At 62.0% G+C, this 25,848-nt stretch carries 20 protein-coding genes and 3 pseudogenes; 16 read left to right on the top strand and 7 right to left on the bottom strand.

The window, feature by feature from the left end; translation table 11 throughout:
- Positions 1-18 precede the first annotated feature (18 nt).
- The 11 genes and pseudogenes from LDN82_RS09770 (at position 19) to LDN82_RS09720 (ending at position 10,567) form a co-directional block, all read left to right on the top strand.
- A complete protein-coding gene (locus tag LDN82_RS09770) occupies positions 19-1,239 on the top strand; it encodes an FAD-dependent monooxygenase (protein WP_224167200.1) in 1,221 nt (406 codons plus the stop codon).
- Positions 1,239-2,300: a maleylacetate reductase gene (locus LDN82_RS09765; RefSeq protein WP_224167199.1), complete on the top strand. Its 1,062-nt coding sequence runs from the start codon at positions 1,239-1,241 to the stop codon at positions 2,298-2,300. Before LDN82_RS09770 ends, LDN82_RS09765 begins: the two co-directional genes overlap by 1 nt.
- Positions 2,301-2,310: 10 nt before the next feature.
- Positions 2,311-3,219: a dioxygenase gene (locus LDN82_RS09760; protein WP_224167198.1), complete on the top strand. Its 909-nt coding sequence runs from the start codon at positions 2,311-2,313 to the stop codon at positions 3,217-3,219.
- A 97-nt stretch (positions 3,220-3,316) separates the two neighbouring features.
- Entirely contained in the window at positions 3,317-3,994 is a 678-nt protein-coding gene (locus tag LDN82_RS09755; protein ID WP_263422288.1) for a substrate-binding domain-containing protein, read from the top strand.
- A gap of 1,023 nt (positions 3,995-5,017) precedes the next feature.
- Positions 5,018-5,668: pseudogene (locus LDN82_RS09750) on the top strand (hypothetical protein).
- Complete coding sequence (locus tag LDN82_RS09745; protein ID WP_224167196.1) at positions 5,668-6,357, top strand: 3-oxoacid CoA-transferase subunit A; 690 nt, start codon at positions 5,668-5,670, stop codon at positions 6,355-6,357. Before LDN82_RS09750 ends, LDN82_RS09745 begins: the two are co-directional and overlap by 1 nt.
- A gap of 1 nt (position 6,358) precedes the next feature.
- Positions 6,359-7,074: pseudogene (locus LDN82_RS09740) on the top strand (3-oxoacid CoA-transferase subunit B).
- A gap of 461 nt (positions 7,075-7,535) precedes the next feature.
- Positions 7,536-7,688 carry a hypothetical protein gene (locus LDN82_RS09735; RefSeq protein WP_224167195.1) on the top strand — a complete coding sequence of 51 codons (153 nt, stop codon included), beginning with the start codon at positions 7,536-7,538 and terminating at the stop codon, positions 7,686-7,688.
- 409 nt (positions 7,689-8,097) lie between these two features.
- Positions 8,098-8,853 (top strand): SDR family oxidoreductase, encoded by a 756-nt coding sequence (locus tag LDN82_RS09730; RefSeq protein ID WP_224167194.1) that lies wholly within the window; start codon positions 8,098-8,100, stop codon positions 8,851-8,853.
- A gap of 40 nt (positions 8,854-8,893) precedes the next feature.
- Entirely contained in the window at positions 8,894-9,586 is a 693-nt protein-coding gene (locus LDN82_RS09725; protein ID WP_224167193.1) for a TetR/AcrR family transcriptional regulator, read from the top strand.
- A gap of 249 nt (positions 9,587-9,835) precedes the next feature.
- Positions 9,836-10,567: a hypothetical protein gene (locus LDN82_RS09720; protein WP_224167192.1), complete on the top strand. Its 732-nt coding sequence runs from the start codon at positions 9,836-9,838 to the stop codon at positions 10,565-10,567.
- 320 nt (positions 10,568-10,887) lie between these two features.
- On the opposite strand, the gene LDN82_RS09715 is transcribed toward LDN82_RS09720, so the two are convergent.
- The 5 genes and pseudogenes from LDN82_RS09715 to LDN82_RS09695 all read right to left on the bottom strand — a co-directional run bounded on the left by LDN82_RS09715 (position 10,888) and on the right by LDN82_RS09695 (position 17,554).
- Positions 10,888-12,939: an ATP-binding protein gene (locus LDN82_RS09715; RefSeq protein WP_224167191.1), complete on the bottom strand. Its 2,052-nt coding sequence runs from the start codon at positions 12,937-12,939 to the stop codon at positions 10,888-10,890.
- A gap of 217 nt (positions 12,940-13,156) precedes the next feature.
- Positions 13,157-13,309 (bottom strand): annotated as a pseudogene (locus tag LDN82_RS09710) (zinc finger domain-containing protein); the annotation flags it as partial.
- A gap of 737 nt (positions 13,310-14,046) precedes the next feature.
- Positions 14,047-15,234 (bottom strand): acetyl-CoA C-acetyltransferase, encoded by a 1,188-nt coding sequence (locus tag LDN82_RS09705; RefSeq protein ID WP_224167190.1) that lies wholly within the window; start codon positions 15,232-15,234, stop codon positions 14,047-14,049.
- A gap of 335 nt (positions 15,235-15,569) precedes the next feature.
- Positions 15,570-16,799 carry an alpha/beta fold hydrolase gene (locus tag LDN82_RS09700; RefSeq protein ID WP_224167189.1) on the bottom strand — a complete coding sequence of 410 codons (1,230 nt, stop codon included), beginning with the start codon at positions 16,797-16,799 and terminating at the stop codon, positions 15,570-15,572.
- Complete coding sequence (locus LDN82_RS09695) at positions 16,796-17,554, bottom strand: alpha/beta hydrolase (protein WP_224167188.1); 759 nt, start codon at positions 17,552-17,554, stop codon at positions 16,796-16,798. The genes LDN82_RS09700 and LDN82_RS09695 overlap by 4 nt, the downstream gene beginning before the upstream one ends.
- Before the next feature lie 306 nt (positions 17,555-17,860).
- Here LDN82_RS09695 and LDN82_RS09690 point away from each other — a divergent pair, with 306 nt between their 5' ends.
- A complete protein-coding gene (locus LDN82_RS09690) occupies positions 17,861-18,829 on the top strand; it encodes an IS481 family transposase (RefSeq protein ID WP_224167187.1) in 969 nt (322 codons plus the stop codon).
- 128 nt (positions 18,830-18,957) lie between these two features.
- On the opposite strand, the gene LDN82_RS09685 is transcribed toward LDN82_RS09690, so the two are convergent.
- Together LDN82_RS09685 and LDN82_RS09680 are read right to left on the bottom strand one after the other, a co-directional pair.
- Positions 18,958-19,290, bottom strand: coding sequence for a hypothetical protein (locus LDN82_RS09685; RefSeq protein WP_224167186.1), 333 nt, complete (start codon positions 19,288-19,290; stop codon positions 18,958-18,960).
- 93 nt (positions 19,291-19,383) lie between these two features.
- On the bottom strand, positions 19,384-20,172 hold the full coding sequence (locus LDN82_RS09680; protein ID WP_224167185.1) for an IclR family transcriptional regulator: 789 nt from the start codon (positions 20,170-20,172) through the stop codon (positions 19,384-19,386).
- A 566-nt stretch (positions 20,173-20,738) separates the two neighbouring features.
- Here LDN82_RS09680 and LDN82_RS09675 point away from each other — a divergent pair.
- The 4 genes from LDN82_RS09675 to LDN82_RS09660 all read left to right on the top strand — a co-directional run bounded on the left by LDN82_RS09675 (position 20,739) and on the right by LDN82_RS09660 (position 25,641).
- Positions 20,739-21,716 (top strand): sugar ABC transporter substrate-binding protein, encoded by a 978-nt coding sequence (locus LDN82_RS09675; RefSeq protein ID WP_224167184.1) that lies wholly within the window; start codon positions 20,739-20,741, stop codon positions 21,714-21,716.
- A 323-nt stretch (positions 21,717-22,039) separates the two neighbouring features.
- Positions 22,040-23,590, top strand: a complete 1,551-nt coding sequence (locus tag LDN82_RS09670; protein ID WP_224167183.1) for a sugar ABC transporter ATP-binding protein — start codon at positions 22,040-22,042, stop codon at positions 23,588-23,590.
- Between the two features lies 1 nt (position 23,591).
- The gene (locus tag LDN82_RS09665) at positions 23,592-24,584 is read left to right on the top strand and encodes an ABC transporter permease (RefSeq protein ID WP_224167182.1); all 993 of its coding nucleotides are present in this window, start codon (positions 23,592-23,594) and stop codon (positions 24,582-24,584) included.
- A 97-nt stretch (positions 24,585-24,681) separates the two neighbouring features.
- Entirely contained in the window at positions 24,682-25,641 is a 960-nt protein-coding gene (locus LDN82_RS09660; protein WP_224167181.1) for a phosphotriesterase-related protein, read from the top strand.
- Positions 25,642-25,848 lie beyond the last annotated feature (207 nt).

Genomic DNA, 25,848 nt, shown 5'->3' with positions numbered 1-25,848 from the left:
CCCCGGAAGGAATCAAGCATGACTACAGATACGGATAGGACAGCGGGACCGGAAGGTCTCCGCATTGTCATTCTGGGCGGCGGCATCGGCGGGTTGGCGGCAGCTGGCTTCCTGCACCGCGCGGGTATGACCGCAACAGTTTACGAACAGGCACCGGAGTTGGGCGCAGTCGGCGCCGGCCTGGTGGTTTCTCCCAACGCTGCACGCCTGATACGCCGTCTGGGCCATATCGATGCGTTCCTTGAAAGGGCAGTGCCTCTGGATGTGGGATGGGAATTCCGACGCTGGCAGGACGGCGCAGTTCTGTCATCCGAGCAGCTGACCGGAAGGTGTGAGGATATTTACGGGGAACGTACTTATGTGGCCCACCGCGCAGACCTGTTGGATGCCGTCAAGGCGGCGGTCCCGCAGGAGTGGCTGCGGCTGGGCAAACGCTGCGTGGAAGTTCAGCCACATCACAGCGGTGCGAGGCTGACATTTGATGATGGCAGCACCGCTGATGCAGACATCCTCATCGGTGCCGATGGAGTCCACTCTGTGGTGCGAAACGCGATTGCCGGTTCTGGACCAGCAGAATATTCCGGCATGTGCGCCTACCGGGCTATCGTGCCGATGGAGGATGCCCCCGAGTTCGCCCGTCGGGCAGCCCAGACTTTGTGGATTGGACCGGAGCACCATCTGGTGCACTACCCCATATCCGGTGGCAGCGCCGTCAACATTGTTGCATTCGGTCCCGCCGGCGATTTCACTGCGGAATCCTGGAGCACGAAATCGACCGTCGATGAACTGCTCGGCGAGTTTGATGGCTGGGATCCCCGCCTCACGGAACTGATCCGGGCAGCCGGAACACCGGGACGCTGGGCCCTGCTGGACCGTGAACCGTTGACGCAATGGTCCTATGGCCTGATCACTCTGCTCGGCGACGCAGCCCATCCCATGTTCCCCTTCTTCGCCCAGGGCGCTGCCCAGGCCATCGAAGACGGAGCTGCCCTCGCGCAGTGCCTGGCCGATGACCCCCAGGACCCGGCCCGCGCCCTACGCACCTATGAAAAAGTGCGTATCAGCCGGACTACGAAGATTCAGCAGCTTAGCCGGGCCCGAAAACACATAAACCATCTGCCCGACGGCCCTGACCAGCGGGAGCGCGATGACACCCTGGCCCAAGGGGACCCACTGCTCGCCAACGGTTGGCTCTACAGCCATGATGCCGAACTCGCAGCCAAGGAGGCGTTGGTCTGATGACTACTTTTGAGCATGTAACCTTGGGACAGCGTGTCTTGTTCGGCTCTGGCAAGGCAGCTGTAAACCTCGCCGCAGAGGTATCCCGGCTGGGCGCCACACGGGTGATGGTGATCGCCGCCGAGTTCGAAGCGCCGATCGCTGCCGACGTGACGACCGGAATCGATGTCACGTCCTTCTATGAGGACGTTGCACCCCATGTACCCATTGAGAAGGCAGAAAAAGCGCGGTCGACAGCTGCAGAGCTGGGCATTGACTTGCTGGTCTGTGTCGGCGGCGGCTCAACGACGGGCGTCGCTAAAGCCATTGCCATGACCACAGGACTGCCCATCATCGCGGTCCCCACCACCTACGCCGGGTCCGAAGCCACCAACGTTTGGGGGCTTACGGAAGCCTCCCGGAAAACCACCGGTGTGGACGACAGGGTCCTGCCTGTCACTGTAATTTACGACGCAGCCCTGACGCTCTCTCTTCCCGTTGACCTGTCTGTCGCTTCCGGCCTCAACGCCTTGGCCCACTGTGTCGATTCGATGTGGGCTCCACGTGCCGACCCAATCAATCAGGCGCTGGCCGCGGAGGGAATCCGCGCACTCAACCAGGGGCTTCCGCTGATCAAGGATGACCCGTCGGACCTCACGGGCCGAGAACAGGCCCTGTATGGGGCGTACCTTTCCGCGGTCGCATTCGCCTCCGCCGGCTCAGGGATGCACCATAAGATCTGTCATGTCCTCGGCGGGGCCTACAACTTGCCCCACGCCCAAACACATGCGACTGTCCTGCCCTATGTGCTGGCATTCAACGCGCCCTCCGCGCCGGACGCTGAGGTCCGGATCGCCGCCGCCTTCGGAGCCGATGACGCCCTCAAGGGACTCAACGCCCTGCGAGAAACCCTTAGTGCGCCCAAGGCCCTGAAACACCATGGCCTGGCCGAGGAAAACATCGCCGAAGCGGTCAAGCTAATCCTGCCCGCAATCCCGGGCTCCAACCCGCGCCCGGTCACGGAAGAGAATCTTGAGGAACTGCTCCGCTCCGCCTACTCCGGCACCATCCCCGGATTCTAAGGAACCCGCCATGTCCACCCACACATCAACAGTCCAAATTGCAGCCGAGCAGGTTGCTGTCGAGCAGCAGCTTGTGGACACCGTCGTCGCATCCTTCGACAAAGCCGAGGACCCACGGCTGAAGGAACTGATGCAGTCCCTGACCAGGCACCTGCACAATTTTCTTCGAGAAGTGCGCCTCACCGAGGAGGAATGGAACGCCGCCATCGGGTTCCTCACCGCCGCCGGGCACATCACTAATGACAAGCGCCAGGAATTCGTACTCCTCTCCGACGTGCTCGGGGCTTCCATGCAGACCATCGCGATCAATAACCAGGCATACAAGGAGGCGACCGAAGCTACGGTCTTTGGACCGTTCTTCGTCGCCGATGCCCCGGAAATCCCGATCGGCGGCGACATCGCCGGAGGCGCCAACGGGCAGCCCTGCTGGGTCGAAGGAACTGTCACCGACACCGAAGGGGCCCCCGTCCCCGGCGCCCGCATTGAAGTCTGGGAGGCAGACGAAGACGGGTTCTACGACGTCCAGTACACCGACCACCGCGTGGCAGGACGCGCACATCTGAACGCTGATCAGGACGGGAAGTACGCCTTCTGGGGCCTCACCCCGACCCCCTACCCCATCCCCCACGACGGGCCCGTCGGTAAAATGCTCGAGGCTGCGCGGCGCTCCCCAGTGCGCGCTTCCCACTTGCACTTCATGGTGACCGCTGAAGGCCTGCGCCCCCTCGTGACACACATCTTCGTCCAAGGAGACCCTCAAATCGAAATTGGCGACTCCGTGTTCGGCGTCAAAGACTCACTGATCAAGAAATTTGAAACGCAGCCCCCCGGCACCCCCACCCCCGATGGCCGCGACGTGAACAACCAGTCCTGGGCACGCACCCGCTTTGACATCGTCCTCGCCCCGGTTCTCACCTGAAATGAGAACAGCCGGCGCGCCACTTAATAGGTCGGGGCCGGACGCGGCCTCCGGCGTCCCCCTATCGCTGTTCTGTGCTGTGGCCCTGAAAAGCGCTATGGAAGCGCATATCCTTCCCGCCTTCACAGAGGCGACTAAAGCAGTCGTTGATGTCCGCTATGAACCGACCGGTCTGCTTCTGAAGCGGATTGAAGCCGGGGCGCGGCCTGCGATCTTCGTAGGAATAACAGGGTCCTTGGAGGCCTCTACCTCCAAGGACGACTTCGACCTGACAACGTTCCTGCCCGTCGCAAAATCCGGAATTGGGGTTGCAGTGCCACCAAACGCCAGCAGCCCCGATATCGGTTCAGTTGACCAGCTCATCAGTGCTCTCTTGGCTGCGCGCTCTGTCGCATACTCGCGGAACGGGCCGAGCGGCGTCTACTTTTCCCGCCTGCTACGGGAACTGGGCATAGCGGAGCAGGTGGATTCACGGTCCACAATCGTTGACCAAGGACCGACGGCATACGCACTCCTCGACGGGCGGTCGGACCTGGCCATCCATCAATTGAGCGAACTGATGCTCGTCCCCGAGGCGAAGATCATAGGACCACTCCCCCACGCCGTCCAGCACGACACCGAGTTCTCCGCGGCGTTATCACATAACGCTCTCGAGGACTCGCTGGCCGCTTCCCTCTTCGACTTCATAACAGACGCGTCGGCGGCGCGCGCCTACCATGCCAGCGGCCTCCAGTCCCCTGACCCTCGTGCAGTTGCAGGAGTGCAAACAAGATAACCAACAACACGCAAAGCGAAGGGAACCATGATGACACCATTCAGAGTTGATGATTGACATCGATTGCCGTCCCTGCGCGTGGAGGCCAACCGATACACGGTCTTCGTCCCTAAAGGCGTGGCATTAACCCCTTACTCCAGAATGCTCTGGCCATGCCATCCAAAGGTGTCAACAGCTGGTCTTGCTCGACAATCTCGAAGGTACGCAGCTTGGATCCAACCGCATTAATGCCCCCGGGGAAGGTCTGAGGCAACCCAGGGCGCGGAACGCGTTGTTCTGGGTCCCACTCATTTCAGTGTTTGTCTGTTGCACGGCAGCACCCCTTGCCCGGTCCGCTTCCGGGTTACGCAGAGACATTCTGGTTACTAGGAGGCCAAACGAAACATGGTCTTGATAAGAGGTGTTGCTGCTCGTCCATCGAACATGAGCATGCTGAAGGCGCCTCGACCTCTGATTATGGAACTAAATACCACCAAGGGAGTCACAGCCGAGGCTTCACTCCTCGGACGGAAGGCAATGAAGTATCCACTGAGCCGATGCGTGGCACCACCAAGGACGACGAACAATTGGCAAGGCTCTCGCGGGAGTTTGAGTTAACTGCTTCGCCTTGGATTGGACTCCATTACAAATACGAAGATAACCAATCAATACATGCGAACTGATAACTGAAACCGTCACCAAACACCGGTAGCGGCTCCCGCACACGGCCGGCGACGCCGCACTACTCCAATGGCCACGCCACCATCGCAAGTGAAGATGAGCGAGCCGGGTCCAAATACCGCGGCACCCGGTTACAACCCCGCGGGTGAAGGCCGTCTTACCGGCCAGCGTGCCGGTGTCGGTGACCAAACGCTGCTTGAGCAGCATCAACTTAGACCCGAACGGCTTCAAAGGAGATACCCGGGAGGCAGGCTACGAGACCTCAGTTCTTAGCCTCTTCATGGGTCCCTCTACCGACCAGCCCTACCGTGACGTCGGGGGCCGGGCTGCCGCCCTGCGACACGCCCCCTTCAAAGGAGCATTATGAACCAGGCTCTTGTGTACGACGCCGTGCGCACCCCGTTCGGCAAGTTCGGCTCCGGCCTCGCAGCAATCCGCCCGGATGACCTGGCCGCGCACGTTAACAAGGAGTCCGTGAAGCGCGCCCCGGCCATGGATCCGGAACGGATCGACGAGGCGGTGTTCGCCAACGGCGCGGGCGAGGAAAACCGGAACATTGCCCGCATGGGCACCCTGCTGGCGGGCCTTCCGGTGTCCATTCCCGGGACCACCGGGAATCGGCTCTGCGGTTCGTCCCTGGACGCCGCCATGATCGCCTCGCGCCAGATCAACGCCGGCGACGCGGACCTGGTGCTGGTGGGCGGTGCCGAATCCATGTCCCGTGCCCCCTGGGTGCTGCCCAAGGTGGGCGCCGTCGAACTTAACGAAGCCTTCGCCGCGCAGTCCCTGGCGTGCATCAACGCCTAGGGAATCGATCCAGCCATCGTGAACCGGCACGGCGGGGCCATCGCGATGGGCCACCCGCTCGGTGCCTCCGGCACCCGGATCCTGGGCACGCTCCCCCGCAGCCTCCAGGCTTCCGGTGAGCGCTGGGGCGTTGCCGCGATCTGCATCGGCGTGGGCCAGGGCCTGGCCGTCGTTCTGGAAAACGTGACTGCTGGAAAGGACCAGTAATGCTGAACTTTGTTGATTCGGTCCAGGAGGCCGTAGCCGGGATCAAGGACGGTTCCACCGTGATGATCGGCGGGTTCGGCAACGCCGGCCAGCCGTTCGAACTGATCGACGCGCTGCTCGAGTGCGGCGCCACGGACCTGACCGTGGTGAACAACAACGCCGGCCAGGGCGACCAGGGCCTGACCCTGCTGATCAAGGAGGGCCGGGTGAAGAAGATGATCTGCTCCTTCCCGCGGCAGCCCGACTCCTGGCACTTCGACGCCAAGTACAAGGCCGGCGAGATCGAACTCGAACTCGTCCCGCAGGGGAACCTGGCCGAGCGGATCCGCGCCGCCGGGGCCGGGATCGGCGGCTTCTTCACCCCCACCGGGTACGGCACCATGCTCGCCGAGGGCAAGGAAACCCGGTTCCTAGACGGCAAGTGGCAGGTGTTCGAAACCCCCATCCACGCCGAGGTCGCACTGATCAAGGCACTCAAGGCGGACGGGAAAGGCAACCTCGTCTACCGCAAGACCGCCCGCAACTTCGGCCCCATCATGGCCGCCGCCGCGAAACACACCATCGTCCAGGTCTCCGACATCGTCCCCACCGGCGGACTGGACCCGGAAAACATCGTGACCCCCGGGATCTACGTCAACAGCATCGTCAAGGTTGCCGGCAGCGGCAACACGGCAGAAAAGGCGGCCTGAGATGAGCCTCACCGACACGTCCCTTCAAACTTCCGCCACTCCCCTCAGCCGGGACGACCTCGCCCGGCTCGTGGCCCGCGACATCGCCCCGGGATCCTTCGTGAACCTGGGCATCGGCCAGCCCACGCTGGTGTCCAACTACCTCACCGGGGAACAGAACATCACCCTCCACACGGAGAACGGCATGCTCGGCATGGGCCCCGAACCCACGGGTGACCAGATCGACGGCGACCTCGTCAACGCCGGAAAGATCCCCGTGACCGAGCTACCGGGCGCCTCGTACTTCCACCACGCCGACTCGTTCGCGATGATGCGCGGCGGCCACCTGGACATCTGCGTCCTGGGCGCGTTCCAGGTCTCCGCCAGCGGTGACCTGGCGAACTGGCACACCGGCGCGCCCGGGGCGATTCCCGCCGTCGGCGGCGCGATGGACCTCGCCACCGGGGCCAAGAACGTGTTCGTCATGATGACCCTCCTGACCCGCGACGGCGCCTCCAAGATCGTGGAATCCTGCACCTACCCGCCACCGGCGTGGGCTGGGTGACCCGCGTCTACACCGACAAAGCAATCTTCCTGACCGGACCCGACGGCGTCACCGTCCGCGAAACCTTCGGCTGCACCCTGGAGGAACTCCAGGAACTCGTTCCCGTCCCCCTCAGCGTGACGCCAGCTGAGACCGGCCCCCATGTACGAAAGGAACGTCAGGTTGCAAAGTGAACTGTCCCATGGGGAAGTCAAGCTCATGGAACTACTGACCCCGGGTGATCTGGTAGAGATTTTCGACCGGCGAGGAAACGTCGAGTGGCAAGGTGCCGTTGAGGAGACAGCACCAGCGCTCGGCGTTGCATGGATCCGTACCGCAGTCGGAGAACCCAAAATTTTCGACATCCGCGAACACTCCGTAAGGCGTTTCCCACGGTGGGACTCCTACCGAACTGCGGCAGCCGCCAAATACGCCGAACCACCTGAGGACCATAAGACACTGCTGGCCTGCGTGCATACTTCGAGTTGTTCTTCCCGGTCGCGATCGCCGCAGGCAACACCCTCATCATCAAACCCAGCGAGAAAGATCCCACCGCGCTGAACTGGATCGCCAAACTCTGGAGCTCGGCAAAGACCGCAGCACCAGGGAGCCATTGGCATCATACGGTGGGTCGAGCACAGTCATGGACCAGCTAGTGGCCACCTGCAGGCTCAAGGGGCTGATCCCGTTCGCGAACTTCAGCCTGATCCACGTCGTCCCCCCTTGCCACATATCCGACGCGGACGCCCAGATTGGGCCCAACATCATTGATGAGGTCCTCTTACTCGCCGACGAGGCGATAGCGTGACCTGCCGTATTGATATCCCTGTACGTCAGGACTTGGTGTCCTTCGACAAGGACTGGAAGAGCTAATCGGTACTGCGGCCGAAGTTCTCCATCAGGGAACGATAATCCGCACCGGCGTAATTGATGACCTCATGCCCGACACCGGCATTGTCTGGCTTGCTTCCAGCGGGGTCGAACAACACGCTCTTCGATATGGGTAGCGGATACCAAGTTCGCCTTCTGCCCCTCCGCTCCACCATCCTGCGAGCCTAAACCTCATGAACACCACAGCACCCACGCCCCGCAAGGGCGTGACCGAAGCGCTCCAGTCCAGATGGTAAGTGGATCAACTTGACTATGCGGATGATTCGGGATTTACTCTGTGAGGTGAGTCGATCGACTTACCTAATACTTGGCAGGGAGCAATCAACATGAATCGTCTTGCGGGCAAGCGCGCGCTCATTACCGGCGGCACGAGTGGGATCGGTCTGGCGACCGCGCAGCGTTTTGTCGCGGAGGGGGCCGACGTGCTGGTCACGGGCGTAACCCCGGCCAGCATTGACAGGGCGCGGCAGATCCTCGGAGATAAGGTGCCGGTAGTGCAGGCCGATGCGCGCGACCTTGATGCGCAGCGCGGTCTGGCGGAGCGTGTGCGTGAGCACTTCGGGGAGTTAGACGTGGCCTTCCTGAATGCTGGCGTCTCGGACTGGCGGCCGTTCGAGGACCACACGGAGGACAGTTTCAACCGGCTCTTCGACATCAACGTCAAGAGCGTCTTCTTTCTCACGCAGGCCCTGGTCCACGTGCTGGCCAACCCCTCCTCGGTCATCGTCAACGCATCCAGCAGTGCGCACGGCGGCTACGGTCGGTCGAACGCTTACGCCGCCACGAAGGCTGCTGTTGGCTCCCTGATGCGGTCATGGAACGCGGACCTGCTGAGGTCTCACGGCATCCGGTTCAACGCGGTCAGTCCCGGTCCTGTGGACACCCCTCTGTACTCTAAACTTGGCATCGAGGACCCCGCGGAGCAGACCGCGGTACTGCAGGGGATAAGCTCCGGCATCCCGCTGGGCCGCATGGGCAGGCCGGAAGAGGTCGCGGAAGCTGTCGTCTACCTGGCCTCCGATGTCTCAGCGTTCGCTGTGGGCCAAGACCTTATTCTGGACGGCGGCCAGACCGTCCTCTGACAGCTAGGATGCGGCTGGGAGACGGGTGAGGAGCATGGGTATGAGGGTGGCTGACCGTGATCAAGCGGAAACTGGCGTTGATGCGTGCCAGGCCGGGTATCACGCGCAGATCAAGGCAGAGAACCAGGCGCGCATCATTCGCGCCGCCCGCGACCTCTTCCTTGCCCGGGGGTACGACAAGACCTCCCTGGCCCAGATCGCCAGGGAGGCCAGCGTCTCCACCGGGACCCTCTTTAAACGGTATCCTTCCAAGGCTGCGCTGTTCGCGGCCGTCACCTCTGAGCAGTGGCAGCTGGACGTGCAGTATGCCGCACCGCCCCCTTCTGGTGATCCCCGGTACGGGCTGGACCATATTGGTCGTGACTATGCTTGTCTGGTTTCGCGGCCCGGCACCGCAGCACTGTGCCGGCTCGTCATCACCGAACTTCCTGAGATGCCGGAGCTCGCCGACATAGTCGGCACCGGCTTCGCTATCGATAGGGGACCCTTTTTTGAACGGCTTCGCGATTACCTGGACGCTGAAGCGCGGGCTGGCACACTCGACTTCCGTTCGGCGGACGGACAGACACAGTCAGCATCCGCAGTGGCCGAACAGTTCCTCGGCATGATTTGCGGCCAGCTCCTGTGGCCTCAGCTCGTGCGGACTGACTTCATCCCGCCCGATCCCGCCGACACCACCGTCGTGGACGAAGCCGTCGCCCTCATACTCACCCGCTATCGCGCCGTGTCCTGAAATCCGGAAGCCCGCAGAGTTCAAGAGTGTGGCCCGCCGAAGAGCAAATTCCAGCCCGTCGTTTAGCAGTGTGCGCAGTCGCCCTGCCTGCTCATCTGCGTCCAGGACTATCTTCTTGAGGTCCAGAAACATTCGGCCGGGGTTACCGCTGAGTGGGCTTACGGGCTGCGTGACGATGCGCCGTCCGAGCGGGTGCACATCGTGGCGGTGCACCAGGAGGGTCGAAGATTCCGGGTCGACATCCGTCACATGCACGGCCATCCACCGGGCAGGGAGGAGAACGTCCCTCGCTCGCGGCTCAAGGTACCGTGGGAAGAAGTAGTCCCGTACGATGCCGCAATGGATGGCTGGAGGCGGCTCAAGGCCGAGGCCATCGACGAACATGAGGCGTCGGCCCTTTGGGCGGCCCTTGAGCTGCTTGTACCTTCGGAGGTCGCCGAGCTGTCTGTCGCTTCAAGCGACGATTCGTTGACGGTCCACGATCACGTCGCCTTCGAAGCGCTCACCGGACAGACCGTGGCTGCCTTCCAAGCCCGATTTTCCTGGCTGGTTCACGACGGCGACGTGTTCCTATCGCCGCGTGCGGCGCTGGCTCGAGAAAAATCCAAACAGGGCGGAACAATTGAAAACTGGGAAACCCGAGAACCGTTAACGACTTCAGCCGAGTTTGAATACGACTATTACCTGCGCCGCCAAAAGCCCGTTCATGAGATCCTCCGCCAATGGTGCGGTTACGGCTCGGTGACGGCCCATGAACGGCTCTTGGCTGCAGAAGCGGAAGTCAATCGCCTCGACGTCCTCCTGACATGGGCTGTGGACCACATCCGCACGACTGACAAGGGCACCGCAGAAATGATCGAGAGGGAGCACGAGGAGGACCGCATTACCCCTTACACCATCCGCCCGGTTCCCCAACGTCCGCTGAAACCGCACGAAATCCCGCGGATAGAAGTACCCACCCGCCGCGGCTGGTACCGCTGACACCTACCCACCGGCTCAAGACCTCAGGTCCAACGCCTCCGCGACATAAGCCACCTCTCGCACACTGTCACGCATACTCGGTTAACGACATACCCCCGGCACTGGAGCGTTGTCTGGGAGAGCTTCTCCAGTTTCGCCGGATTGCGGAGCAGGATCTCCGCCGGACGCCAGGGGTCGAACTTGCCGTCCAACGCCTCCAGCCTGACGATCAGCCGATCGGGACCTCCATCACTTGACTAGCTCTGGCACACCTCCCCGAAGGTCCCACAACATCGGACATGCAGCCGTGCTACGCGGAGGAGCATGTCGCTGATCGTCGCCTAGCTCGACGGCAGGCCGAGCCTATCGAAGAACGCCCTGTTCCGCTCTGTGGCCGCATTGACGAGACCGTCGAAGCTGATGACTTCGACGTAGGCCTTGTAGGGCTCGATGTAGCCGAAGTACCCGAGCCCGTCATGTGTTTTGGTCAGGGTCGACAGCTTGCACATGCGCTCCATCGTCGGCGTCAGGTCGGCGATGACGTAGCAGAAAGCCGGCGGCTCCTGCGCGCTCGACGGGATCGGTCGCCCAGTTGCAGTCGCCGCCTTGCCCTCACGGACGCGCGCGACGTAGTCGAGGCACTGTGCGATGGGGTTCTTATCCTCCGTCGTCGCATCATTGCGCATGGGTCGCTTGAGCTCGACGACGACGATCGACTGTAGCGGCAGCTTCTGCCCTTCGGACGCGAGCACGGGCAAGTCCGGCTCGAGCACGCGGGTTGCCAGAATGTCTGGTCTGTTCGTCGAGGCATCGTCCGTGACGGGCATATTCTTGAACGTCTTGTCGGACGCGAGGTAGTCGTGGAAGACGAGCCGCTCGTCGAGGATCCACAGGTTTGACGCGTCGACCCCGACCTCGTTCGAGTCCTGCCGCATCGGGAACAGCAGCTCATGGATACGGTCCTCGCGGGCGTACTTGCCGTTGCCGTCCGACTCGATGAGTTTCGCGAGGATGTCGAGGGTCGTTCGTCGTCGGGCGACGTAGTTCGCCAGGTCGGACTGGTTGAAATCCTTCACTGTCACGAGGTACTTGGCGAGGCGCTCGTCGTAATCTTCGGGCTTGTCGCCGCTCGAATCCGCGAATACGGCCTGGCCCTCTGCCAGTAAATCGGTTTCGATCCTCTGGGCATGCTTGTGCAGCTCCATTTCGAGGTCGGTGTCCTTCATCGACGGGTCCACGACGATCCCGGCTGATTCGATGCGCTTTATGAGCGGGCGGTACTTCGGCCCCTTGGTGCTCACGTATTGGTGGATCCGCTCCTTGCTCGCGACCCGCGCCGATGCCAGCGGCTCGGTCAGCGCCTTCGAGACCTCCTGCAGGACGCCTGTACGGATGTCGTCGAGCGTCGGCTCGTCGATCAGGGCGTCGCCCGCCATGCGCTCCGGCAGGTCGAAGTCCGTGCGGTCGGCCCTGACGTGGTCGTTGAGGTAGGTCGAGGACAGGTAGCAGACGTAGGTGAACTCGGTTGAGGTGCCGTCTTTCATGCGCGCGTAGAGGCCCGGCAGCTTCCCCGCGATGCTCTCGTCTTTGACGACCCGGTTCGCGGCGCACCAGTGCAGGCGCGGCGTCGCGTTGCGGGCCGAGGTCTTGAGGCGCAGGTTGAGCATCTCGAACGTCTGGCCCTTGACCTCGAACGACGCTGCAGTCTCGGAGTGCCCGAGCTCTTCGACAAAGTCCTTGAGCGAGAACGTCTCATCGTCGTCAGACACGAACACGTCGGGAGCGCCGCCGTCTCGGAGGAAGTACCAGATACAGTGCTCGAAGATTTCGCGCGCGATGGCCTCAACCGTCTTCGCCGCGCTCTGCTGGTACGGCTTTTTGAAGCCTTCCAGACACACAGAGCTGCCCGCATCGGTCAGTCCGTCGGGCGCGTCGTCGCGCACGACGTCCTGACTGACCGAGAACCTGAACTGACGTCCCGCAAGGGTCCCACCCTCGTAGTAGGCGCTGCGCACCTCGACGCGATCGAACGCCACCAGCCAGAGCAGCCGGCCCACGCCGCGGCAACCCATACCGGCCTTGTAGTCGCTGTCGAGCGTCTCGAAGGACGTCATGTTGTCGGGCGTGAACCCGATGCCGTTGTCCTCGACGCTGAAGCCGGTGATGATCTTGAGCGGTGCGCGGCCAGGAGAGCCCGCGCTAAGGTCGAACGCGCCCTGCCGCTCCCGGTGAATCCGGACAGTGAGACGCCCTCGGCCAGCGGCATCGTCGGGGAACCGCGCGTCGATCGCCTGGATGCCGTTGACGACCGCCTCGTGCAGCGGGAGCAGCGCATGGGTTTTCGGCAGTGTCGTGTTCCGCACCCGCCCTGCCAGCGACGTCTTCAGCGCCATGGCACCTCCTCCATTCGTTCAATGTTATGGACATTAGCCGCGACCACTGACGTTGAAACTGATCATGCCTCGTTCCAGTCTGACTCAACCACTCGGCCGGCAAAATATGAATGTCAATGGGAAGAGCAGTCGAGCACGGCCACGTCCGCATCCCCAACGTGACTGGTCGCGCGCCCTTGGATCACCATATGCTCATCGGTCTCCGCTGACGCTCAAGCTAGCGATTTCGCTGGCAAACCGGGCAAAAGTGGCTGGAGCGGTTCATGAACTTTTCGCGTACGATCGGCCTTTCACATCGCTTGCAGGGGTGCCCAGCGAGCCCATAGACACTTAGACTTCGGGAAAACCAAACCCAACTTCCCACGTTAAGGGGGCAGCGCTGGCGCGATGAGCACCATGTGCGAGTGGAGGAAATTCCTGTCATTACAGGGAACACATCACGCGCATACTTAAGGACATGTCCCCGGGGGTCTATGTAAGGTGCATGTTTTACGCTTATAGACGAGGAGAAAAGATCCCTGCTAAATCAGCACAAACAGGCCCATCTCGGTGCGATTACCACATACACACTGGTTGGCGAGCTCAGTTCCCGCGATGGAAAACGAGAGGAGATGCCTGACGCCTTTGGCATCTCCTCTCGTACGGAAAGGGCGCCAGATGGGCATGGACAGACTTACCGCACCCGTCTGCGGCGGCCGCGCGGCCACAACCAGAACAAGCGGCACGCCGAAATCGCCAGCGCAGTCGACGGCACGCTTCCATCGCCAGCGCCAGCCGCAGGGGCTGCAATCGCAGCCGTTTTCCACAAACACCACGGCTCCCCTATGGGCAGCCGGGCCGCCGATGATGCACTGGAGCCATGCTCAGCTACGAAGACATCATCCTGCTCGGAGAGGAACGAGTCCTCGTCAACCAGGAACACCAGGACGGCCGCTGCTGGTGCGGCCAGAGCTGGGATTGACCAGTACCGGTAGAGGCGCCGGCAAGCTCGACATCGTAGAGTGATACGTGCAATGGTCGCGGCCGGGTGACGGCGTTGTCCTGGATCGCGAACCTCTCCCCCGCGATGCATGGGCTGCCTTGCCCCAGGTCGGCACAGCCGGAAACTCAGCGTGACAGAAGCAGGGCCTCGCCCTGGCCGCCTCCGCCGCACAGGGCAACTGCGGCTTTTCCTGTGCCACGGCGCATGAGTTCGTAAACGGCCGAGACGACAACGCGTGCGCCGGAGGCACCGATGGGGTGGCCAAGGGCAATCGCTCCCCCGTTGACATTGACTTTATCCATGCTGATGCCGAGTTGGGCCGCCGAATGCAGGGCCACTGAAGCGAACGCCTCATTGATCTCCACGAAATCTAGGTCCCTTGCAGTCCAGCCAGCTGTCTTGAGAGCCTTTGCGATGGCGCGGGCGGGCTTGTCCGGCAGCGACGTATCCGGACCAGCCACCTGCCCGGGAGCACCTAGGACGGCCAGGACCTTGAGGCCATGGGCCTTCGCATAACTGCGGGTAGTCAGGACGACTGCCGCAGCGCCGTCGTTCAGCGGGGAAGCGTTTCCAGCAGTAACGGTGCCGGCCGGAGAGAAGGCTGGCCTGAGCCTTCCGAGCGTCTCCTCGGTGCTGTCCTGACGCACGCCCTCATCGGTTCCGATGATGTCGGCCTCGCCGCGGCGCCGCGGGGCCTTGACGGGGACAATCTCGGCGTCGAAGAGTCCGGCGGCTTGGGCGTCCGCGGCACGCCGATGGGAGTCGGCAGCGGCTTTGTCCTGATCGGCGCGAAGGATGCCCAGGGTATCGTTGGCTCGGTCTGTCGCCAGTCCCATGGTCTCTTGGTGGAAGGCGTCGGTCAGGCCATCGTGGGCGGCGGAGTCAGTCAGCGCAGCGTCACCGTAGAGGTGCCCGGCCCGGGAACCCTGCAGAAGATGCGGGGCGTTGCTCATGGATTCCTGTCCGCCGGCGACCACCACCGTGGCTTCTCCCAGCCGCAGCAGGCGGCTTGCTTCGATGATTGCGGTGAGTCCGGACAGGCAAACCTTGTTGACGGTGGCGGCGTGAGCGCTCAGCGGGATGCCTCCGGCAACGGCAGCCTGCCGGGCAGGATTCTGTCCCGACCCAGCCTGGAGGACGTGTCCCATGATGACGGCCTCCACAGCATCAGGCTGGATCTTCGCCCTGTCCAGCGCCCCGGCAATCGCCGAACCACCCAGCTCAACGGCGGACAAGGGAGCAAGTTGGCCCATCAATCTGCCCTGCGGTGTACGTGCGGCTCCCACAATGACGATATCTCCACTGGTATTCATTTTTCTCCTTGGAGGCTGACGGGACGGAACCTTGTAGGCCGCGTGGTGTTGGCAGAGCTGGGGCGGTCGGAAGGTGGCAAGGAATACATGCAGTTTCAGCTGGAATGCGATATCTGCTTTGTGTCCAGCAATGGCGGAAGACCGCCTGTTTGGAAGGGTTAGTAGACAACTCACGGCTAAGTCCTCGTAAGGAACAGGCAGAAGATGCCACCGGGCGTGCAAGAGGATGACGGGGTGAGCTACTTAGCGTCGCCCATCGCGTAAACCCTGCCCCTTGCCGGCTCTGACCGCTACCACTTGGTTTATCCGGGCCTCCAGCATCGTCGTTGCGGGCGTCACCGCCTGTCTACCTTCCGGAGGAAAACGCGAACGACTTCGTTGAATTCGCGGGGGTTTTCTATCATCGGATAGTGTCCGGTGCCCGCCAATCGTGCGATCTGGCTGCCGGCAATGCGGGAGCGGGTCTGCTCGACCTGCTCGTCGGTGACGAGCCAGTCGTCCTCACCGCGCAGGAGGAGTACCGGCGCTGTGATGTTGCCCATCGCTGCTCGTTCGTCGAACGTGCCGTAGGCGGTGAGGTCGGCCTTCATCACGTCGGTGGTGCTGCGGCTGATCTGCCAGACCACCTCGCTGAGCCGGGTTTCGGGAGTACGCTGACCCGACAGGGATCGCGCCCAGCCGTTTAGCAGCTGGTGCCCGTCGGTGGCGAACATGTCCAGTATGAAATCGGGGAAACGGGGTGTGTAGTCGGCGCCTTCGGCCGAGACGATCGCGGGATACGCTCCGGGGTTGCGTGCGGCGAGGAGGAGCACCTCGTTGCCTGCGAATGAGCAACCGAGCAGTGCCGGCGCCTCGAGCCCGAGGGTGCGGATGAACGCCTCGGTGAAATCGGCCTGCTGGTTGGTGTTGGTGAATAGCCCCTCCGCCGGCGGTGATGACTTGCCATGCCCTGGGGCATCGAAGGCGATCACCCGGAATTCGTCGGAGAGTTCGTTGAGAACATGCCGATACATCAGGGTGTCCTGGGCAGCTGCGTGCAGGCACAGGAGTATGGGCCCGTCACCGGCTTCCTCGTAGTAGGTGCGGATGCCGTTGACTACTGCGTAGCGGCCGACGATGTCCGCCGTCATCTCGAGGGGTTCGGGAGATCGCGGCGCGTCGTCACTCCGCGAGCCGCGTGGCGCCTCGCTCAATGCCTCGAACAGTAGCCAGAAGGTGTTCGAGTTGCGCATCGCCGTCACCACATCGCCTGAGATGACGAGCTCGCCTAACCCCGGAGTGGTCGCCCTGAACCAGTCTGTGCGACCGTCGATGAGCGCCTCCCATTCCGATCGCGGGCCCGCGACGGTCACAGTGTCGCCGCGCGGACCCGCAGAGCCGACCGTAACGATCCGACCGCCGCGAGCTTCGAAGACGATGGCCTCGGTCTCCCATTCGAACCGGATGCGCCCGTCGAAGTACCTTGAGGCCAGACGCCAGCGGGGGTCGGCATTAACGCGGTCGGCGAGTGCCGCCCACCACTCGTCACTAAGCGGGACTGCTGGCGGTGTGGATGTTGCGATCATCGCGGATCCAGGAACTGCAGCACCAGCGGAACGACCAGCTCGGGCAGCTCGAGGATGGGGCTGTGGCCGTGCTTGTGACGCAGCAGGCGTGCATCCGGAATCCCGTCGAAAAGCTCGTCGGACCATGCCGGGGGGCGCCCGAGATCTTCGGTGCCGGACACGATGAGTGCTGGGGCCTTGATCGACGGCAGCAGATCGACGCAGCCCTCTCGCTCGAACACGCCGCGTACAGCATGCACAAGATCAGGCGAGAGCTCGGCGATCCTGCTTCGCCATGTTTCGCGGATGTCGAGACGGTCGCTGTCCGCGAGCGTGCTGGTGCCAAACATGATGGTCATCACGATGTCGACGATTTCGGGTGTGAACCCCTCGCGCTGGATTCTGTCCGGAAGCGTTGCGAACTCGCCGAGGTCCTCCTGCGACTGCGCCCGGGCCGAGGAGCCAAGGAGCACGATCTTCTCGACCGCCGCGGGGCGGCGGGCAGCGATGCGAATGGCCACGTCACCGCCCATCGACTGGCCGACCAGAGAAAAGCGCTCGAGCCCGAGCTCATCGATCGCCCCGAGGACGTCATCAGTCACCTGGTCCATCGTCACCGTCTGGCTCACATCGTGCACCCGTGACACCTGGCCGAGCAGCTCGGGGGCGATTACTTCGATACGCCCCTCGCCAGCTGAGGCGAGGCCGTCGAACATACGCGGGTCGAGAAAGAGCGAGTGGAGACAGACAACAGGTGCAGGCGTGGGGTTTGTCATCGAAAAACGTCCTTGTCATTCGTAGTTGTGAGTCCCGGACGGGGCTGCGATTCGACAGTAGTCACTGAAATCATCAATGTCAATATTTGACTTTCCTTTCAAATAATGAACTGCATACGGTACCTGCGGCACGCATGGGGAGATAAGTTGCGGATCCCCTGAAGTTCGCCCTCGCGCCTGAAACCCGGCTGCTTAGGTGTATTGACCACGGACGTTGATGACGCTCGGCGTGGTTTGGTGACATGAAGAAGACCTCCGGGTGGAGTGGGGCTTGTCTAGAGTCCAATTCCACGCACGGAGGTCTTCATGTCCCACCCTAACGCTCTTCTGACGCCTCGTGGCAGGCTGCGGCTCGCGCAATGTGTCGTTGATCAGTGCTGGAGTCTGCGCCGGGCCGCGGAACGGTTCCAGGTCTCGGTTCCGACCGCCGCGCGGTGGGCGCGGCGCTACCGCGAGCACGGCCCGGCTGGGATGGAGGACCGCTCCAGCCGCCCGCATTCTTCTCCACGGCGGACGGCAACGCGTATCGAGCGGCGGATCATCGCCCTGCGCGTCAACCGCCGGTGGGGGCCTGCCAGGATCGGTTATCTGCTGGGCATCCACCCGTCCACTGTGCACCGCGTGCTGTCCCGTTACCGGCTGGCGAAGCTGGCCTGGCTCGACCGCGGCACCGGAAGGGTGATCCGCCGCTACGAACACGACAGGCCCGGGGACCTGGTCCATGTCGACATCAAGAAACTCGGCCGGATCCCGGACGGCGGTGGACACCGGGTTCTGAGCAGGGCCGCCGGACGCCGAAACAAAGCCGGGACGCCGTCCAACCGCCGGCCCGGCTACCACTACCTCCACAACGCAGTCGATGACCACTCCCGCCTGGCCTACGCCGAAATCCTCGCGGACGAGACAAAGGAAACAGCAGCAGCCTTTTGGCAGCGGGCCAATGTCTGGTTCCAAGCCCAAGGGATCACTATCCAGCGGGTCCTGACGGACAACGGGAACTGCTACCGGTCCAAGGCCTTCGCTCAGGCCCTGGGCCCGGACATCAAGCACAAACGCACCCGCCCCTATCGCCCGCAGACCAACGGCAAGGTCGAACGGTTCAACCGCACGATGCTGGAGGAATGGGCCTACATCCGGCCCTACCGCTCCGAGGCCGAGCGTGTCGCAGCTTTCCCCGAGTGGCTCCATGCCTACAATCACCACCGAGCCCACACTGCCCTCAAGGGTCAGACACCGGCCAGCCGCGTCACCAACCTCTCAGGTCAATACACTTAGGCCGCCGAACGCCACGGCGGATTCGCTCGGTCAACGGACGTGGGCGAACACGACAAAAAGACGCTTTACCGTCGGGCTCCATTGAGGCATCCAGCATCCGGGGGCGGCATGGGACAGTAATCGATGAGCTACAGGGGCCGGTCCGGTGACCGGAATGCCACCGTGAACCAGCGTCGGCATCCGATCCGCGCTCCACGGGGATCGATGACCTGAATGAAGTTCAGCACCCCGGTTGGCAAGCCCGCCACCGGGATGGCAGCGATGGCCGGGAGATCGATGGGGTGAGCTTCGCTCGCTCCAGTGCTTGCAGCCGGCAGCAACCACAGGGACAATGTTGCGGGTCGCAATCGCCAGCGAGTTCGCCTGCCCCTGACCAGGAATTCGAAGGCGGTCCGTGAAGAGCAGCGACCACTTCCTCCGGCCGCAGGGACCATGGTCTCCTGTTTCGCGGGGTCGCGCACGGCGAAGCTTGCATCCACGAGGACGCTCGCCGGCTCCCAACGATGAATAGCCCGGTCTCTATTGCTCGAGCGGGCCGGCGGGACGACTCGGTATCAGGTTGTCGGAGCGGTGGTAAGGAGAGCGGTCGCATCAGCTGCTACAGCCCGCACGCACTCAACGTAGTGGTCCTGCAGTCGCTCCATGCGTGTCGTCGGGGTCACGACCCCAATCGCTCCGTAGATTCGCCCTCGGGAATCGAAGATCGGGCCGCCGATGCTTGAGATCCCGATGTCCGATCCCTGTTCATCCATGGACCAGCCGCGCTTGCGGGTTTGGTCGAGCTCGTGGCCGAGGCGATCCAGCAGCGATTCCGTCTCCGAGGCTGACATGCCGTCGACAACGTCCGCCAGCATCGCCGCTCGAGCTTCGTCGTCCAAATGGGCGAGCACTGCCTTGCCCGATGAGCGAAGATGCTCGTTGCCGGACTGCCCGACGAACAGCCCGCTCACCCGCAGTTGCTGTGACCCCTCGACGAGCACTTTTAGGACGACGCGGTTGCCGTCCAGCACCGAAAGGTACGCGGTCTCAGAGGTCTTCGACGCCAGTGTGTCCACCATTCCCTTCAGACTCTCGTCGATGTCCATCTTTTGCTGATAAGTGCGAAAGAGCACCCCCACTTGCTCGCCTAGCGAGAGGGTGAGGTTGTCATGGCGCTTGATGTAGCCACGCGCGACCAGGGTGCGAAGCAGGTGATAGCAGGTGGTGATGTTCAGGTCCAGCGCATCCGCCACCCTCTGCACTGTGGGCGGCTCGGGGCTCGACGCGACGAACTCGAGAAACGAGAGCGAGCGCTCCACCGTTTGAAGGGTAGGTTGCTTTGAGGAGTTCGAAACAGGTTTCACAGTTTGAAATTACCATGAGAGCCCGGCATTGGTGAGATTTGGAGGTTGACGGGTCGGCGCCTTCGCCCCAAGCCTTCATCGCAGCGCAAATCTTTCAGGCAAGCAAGATGCGCCTGGCCCGCCTCGACACTCCCATGAATAGGACTGGTCGAGCCCTGAGGCTTCCGGGGCGGCGGCCATGGAGCCGCGAAGAGTGTGGTCCTATGGCGTTCTAGGCGGTGACCACACAGATCCCTACGACACTGGAAGACTGTCAACCGTCAGCCGGACGCGCTCTCGATGGCTTAAGCCTGGCGGACTCCGATCCGCTTACCACCAGCATCAGCGCCCTCGCGGAGGGTCACACTCATGCCAGACCTGATGCTGTCGGGCCTCCGGATTTGAGCGAGCAGCCGGACCTCCGCCGCGAACTCCGCTGCTTGCGTCGATCCCGGCTTACCGAAATTAGATCAATTATTGAAATGCATTGCAGTATTTGATACCTTGATCACCTAGCGAGCCACGGGCGCCTTTCTTGCCGCAGTGATCTGCATCGCTAATCTGCACACTCACAGGAGGCAACAAAGATGTTTTCTCGAAAGAAGCTCGTGGCAGCCGCGGTAGTCGCCGGTGCCCTGGCCCTCGCCGGCTGTAGCAGCAGCTCTCCGGCTAATGAAGCCTCGAAAGATGGCGCGTATTCGATCGGGTTGGTCTCTTTCTCGCAGGCCAACTCGACGAGCAACAACATTTTGGTGGGTTTCCAGGAAGTCGCCGATAAAAAGGGTTGGAAGACGACACTGGTCGACGCGCAGGGTGCCCCGGACAAGGCCATCGCGGCCATTCAGAACCTTGTCGCGAAGAAGGTCGATGCCATCTTCTACACAGTGTTCCCGGCCAATGCGATGGCGGCCGGCGTCTTGTCGGCTAAGGCTGCGGGCATCCCGGTCCTGACGGCGGGCGGAGGACTCTCGGGTGGAGTACAGGCGACCTGGGACTTCGGCTACGCCGAGGGAGTGGCCAGCGCTAAGGAAGTTCTGAAGGATCTGCAGTCGGGAGGCAACCTGCTCGCGCTCGGCTACGACCTGGGCGGACCATGCGGCGGCCGCGATCAGGCAATGAAGGAGGCGACAGCAAACACGGACGTCGATGTAACTTTCCAACAGGTCACGATTCCGGGCCAGGTACAGAGCGGCCAGCAATATGCCCAGGCTTGGTTGGCGGCACACCCGGCCAACTCGGGACCGAATGTCATCTGGTCTTGTTTTGATGAGCCTGCACAAGGAGTGATCGCGGCTGTGAAAGCGGCGGGCCGCACAGATGTCACGATTCACGGCCTTGACGGTCCAGCGGTGAATCTGAGGGCAGTGCAGGACGGCAGCCAGACCAGCACCGTTTGGATTGACGCAACCGGGGCGGGACGAATCGCTGCAGAGGCGATTCCCGAGGCTCTGGAGAACGGGGTCGACGGCGTCAAGACCATAGATAAAGTCGCACCGTTCACCGTGGTCACCAAGGACAACATCAAGGCGTTCCTGTCCCAGCATCCGGAAGCCCTTAAGGACTAAACACGAGCGGCGGCGCCGCCTCAGCCCCCGGCACATCTTGGCGGCGTCGCTGGATCTTCAACAGATCCAGTGTCTGACCGATGTCATCCTGCCCGGCGCCGGGGCCAGGAAATCGAATGTCCCCGATCTGGGGCGAACTCCGAGCACGGCGATTGCAGCACCGGAAGGTATGCCCGTCGCGGTGCAGACCCACGCGCATTGGAGAGGCCGGACCCCCATGCAGTTCGGGCGTTCCCAGCACGGGTTTTGAACCGGTGATCGTCGACTTGCACCCAACGATGAAGGCTTGCGGAGTATGGGCCCTGCTGAATGAAAAGGTTGAAATGGAACTTGCACTTAGAACCGCGCGTGGCGTCCCTGCTACGCTCCCCGTCATCGCGGCGAGGGGAATTGCGAAAAGTTATGCAGGTGTGCCCGCACTAAGCGGAGCAAGCCTGGAACTGCAGGCTGGCACTGTGCATGCACTTGTTGGCGCGAATGGCGCGGGAAAGTCCACCTTCGTCAAAATCCTCGCAGGCCTTGTGCATCCTGACGCCGGTGAGATTCAAATTGATGGCGACGTGGTTTCCATTGATTCACCGTCAGTGTCCACAAGTCTCGGCCTCAGCTTTATCCACCAGGAGCTCAATCTTGTACCGGGCTTCACCGTCCTGCAGAACATGGCGATGGGTTATTCCTTGCCGACGACTGCGGGGCTCGTTCGCTGGTCCTCCGTACGTCGGCGGGCGACCGAAGTGCTGGACCGCTTCGGGGCCCGTCTTCCGATGGACACCGACGTTAGCCAACTCTCTGTCAGCGATCGGTGGATGGTCTCGCTGGGACGTTCGCTGATGCGGGACGCCAGGGTTATCGCAATGGACGAACCCACCGCATCGTTCACGGCCGCCGAGGCAGAAAAACTGTATGAGGTTATCCACGCGCTGACCGGCAGCGGAGTCGCAGTCCTCTATATCTCGCATCGACTGGATGAAGTGCTCGCGCTATCGGACGAGATAACGGTCTTCCGCAACGGAAGTGTCGTTGGCAGACACGAGAAGGGGGATGTGAACCGCGCCGAGCTTACTGAATCCATCGTCGGCCGCGAGGTGCTCGCTATGCACACCTTCCGACGTCCGTCGGCCGCTCCAGAGGACGTGTCCGTGCCTGTCCTCGCGCTTCACGACCTTAAGGTTGGAAGCCGGGTTGCGGGTGCCTCCCTGGAGATTCGTCAGGGCGAGATCCTCGGTCTCGCCGGGCTTGTTGGTTCCGGCCGGACAGAGCTGGCTCGCGCAATCGCGGGAGCTGACGGGATTTCCGGGGGAAATATGGAGCTGGACGGGCATCCATACTCGCCTCGATCACCTCGCCACTCCATCCAGCAAGGGGTTGTGCTCGTTCCTGAAGAGCGACGGTCCGAGGCGCTCTTTCTCGAGGAATCCATCGACTTCAACATTAATCTCGCAACCCTCGACGAGAACAGACTGGTGCCCTGGCTTCCGATTCTTAGCGCTTCCCGGGCCCGCGATGCGGCGAACACATATACACAGGACCTGTCGATCAAAAGCTCCTCCACCCGCCAGAACGTAGCCCACCTGAGCGGCGGAAACCAGCAAAAAGTAATCCTCGCAAGATTCCTGCGCACCAGGCCCCGCCTTCTCATCCTCGACGAACCGACCGTTGGCGTCGACGTCGGAGCCCGGGCTGAGATTTACGAACTAGTCCGCGTCCTCACTCAAAACGGAACGTCCGTCCTGATGATTTCAAGTGACTTCGAAGAACTCGAGATCTGCGACCGCGTGGCCGTCATGCGTGAAGGTCGAATAGTGACCGTCGTCGACGGCGAAAAAGCCACCGTCGATACCCTAACAACACTTTGCTACAGCCCGGAGGAATGACATGACCACCGCCACAACATCGAACAAAGAGTTTGCCGTGACCAAACTCGATATATGGCAAATTTTTGCAAGATACGGCGCGATCGCGCTCCTGATCGTCCTTATCATCGCGTTCTCGTTGACGCTGCCTGCGTTCGCGACATGGAGTAACGCGATCAATGTGCTGGACCAGATCGCGCTTCCGGCCATTGTCGCCATGGGGCTGACAGTCGTTCTCGCAGCCGGAGAATTCGATCTCAGCATCGGATACCAGACCAGTCTTGCCGGCGTTCTCTGCGTTGGACTCATGCAGAAACAGGGGCTCGGCATCCCGCTCGCATTCCTGATCACGGTCGCGGCAATTGCGACTATCGGCCTCTTGAACGGCGTTCTTGTCGCACACTTCAAGATCAATTCCCTGGTCGCCACCTTGGGCGTAGGGACGATCGTAGTTGGGTTAAACTTTGCCTACACCAAAGGGATACCGATCAATCTCAGCGACCCCACCGCCTTCGTCGGGCTCTCCCTGGGCCGCTTTCTCGGTCTACCGATCCCGATATACCTGATGGTCGGCGTCGGCGTTGCGCTTTGGATTGTCCTCAACAGAACCCCTGTCGGGCATGCAATCCAGGCTGTCGGTGGAAATGCGGAGGCGGCCCGGCTCTCCGGTATCCGAGTCAAGGGGATCCGGCTCTTCGTCTTTGTCATTGCTTCTGTCAGTTGTGCAATTGCCGGCTTTTACCTCGCATCACGAACAGGCGGCGGCTCCACCAATGCCGGCGATGGTTTCCTCCTGAGCGCATTTGCGGCGGCATTCTTCGGGTCCGCAGTTCTAAGGGACGGCAAGTTCCACATTGTCGGCACCCTCATCGGAGTGCTCACCGTCGGCGTGGCCTTCAACGCCATGTCCATCGCGGGCTCAGACACCTCCCTCCAGTACCTGTTTCAAGGTGTGCTGCTCATCGTCGGCGTCGGCGTCGGGGTCCTCGCCCGACGGCGAAGCGTCACCCGCTAACGCCGACTGCCCAGCACGCAACAACATTCCCTTGTGGTGCAGGCATGAAACAGAACATCCTCACCACGAAATACCAGGCTTCTGAATAAGGAAAACCATGGCTAGAATTTCGACCGCCGCAGGTGAGGCAGACACCTCCTCCCTCGGACGCACACTCGTGCATGAACACATCTTCGTCCTCGGGGAAGAATACCGTGAGAACTACCAGCGGGACTGGGACGAAAACGCGATGATCGCCAAGGCCGTTGCTGACCTCACCGAACTTAAAGGCCTCGGCATCGACACCATCATGGACCCCACAGTCCTCGGTCTTGGACGTTACCTGCCTCGGATCAAAACAATCGCCCAGCAGGTAGAACTGAACATCATTGTTGCGACAGGTCTCTACACCTTCAACGAAGTGCCCATGCAGTTTCACTACACCGGACCGGGCCTTCTGTTTGATGTACCTGAACCGCTCACAGAGCTCTTTGTCCGAGACATTACCGACGGGATCGCGGACACAGGAGTTCGTGCAGCATTCCTCAAATGTGCCATCGATGAGCAGGGGCTCACCCCTGGCGTGGAAAGAGTCATGCGGGCAACAGCGCGGGCCGGCGTTCAAACGGGCGCGCCAATCACCGTTCATACGAACGCCTCCACCCGATCCGGCTTGATTGCGCAGCGCGTATTGAGGGAAGAAGGCGTAGACCTCTCCAAAGTCATCATCGGCCATTCAGGCGATTCAAAAGATATCGAGTACCTCACCCGTCTCGCAGACTCCGGGTCTCTCCTTGGGATGGACCGGTTCGGCCTCGATAGTTTCCTGTCATTCGAAGACCGCGTCGACACTGTTGTCGAATTAATCAACCGCGGCTACGTGAATAACATCGTCCTTTCGCACGATGCATCATGCTTCATCGACTTCTTCGACCCTCAGCTCAAGCAACAGCTCGTCCCTAACTGGAACTACCGACACATCAGTGAGGACGTGATCCCGGCGCTACTGACAAAGGGAGTCCCCGCATCCGATATCGACCTGATGCTGGTTGCGAATCCGCGCCGGTACTTCGAATGACCGTATACCGCAACAGCCACAGACGGCCGGGGAGGCGCCACCTGCATCAAACTTTCAGGACATACCGCTGCTCCCGCACCGCCATATCAGGGAAGGCCGACAGTGAACTCCGTAAGGTTCGACCGGCTTCCAACGATTTACTCGCAATCTGTGGGCCAAACCCCGGGCGCCCCCTGCCCGGTGGACCTGCATGCAGACCCCGAGACT

The sequence above is a fragment of the Arthrobacter sp. StoSoilA2 genome (genome assembly GCF_019977195.1).
Taxonomy (GTDB): Bacteria; Actinomycetota; Actinomycetes; order Actinomycetales; family Micrococcaceae; genus Arthrobacter.
The sequence above is the reverse complement of the archived record's forward strand: the minus strand, read 5'-3'. Positions and strand labels throughout refer to the sequence as shown.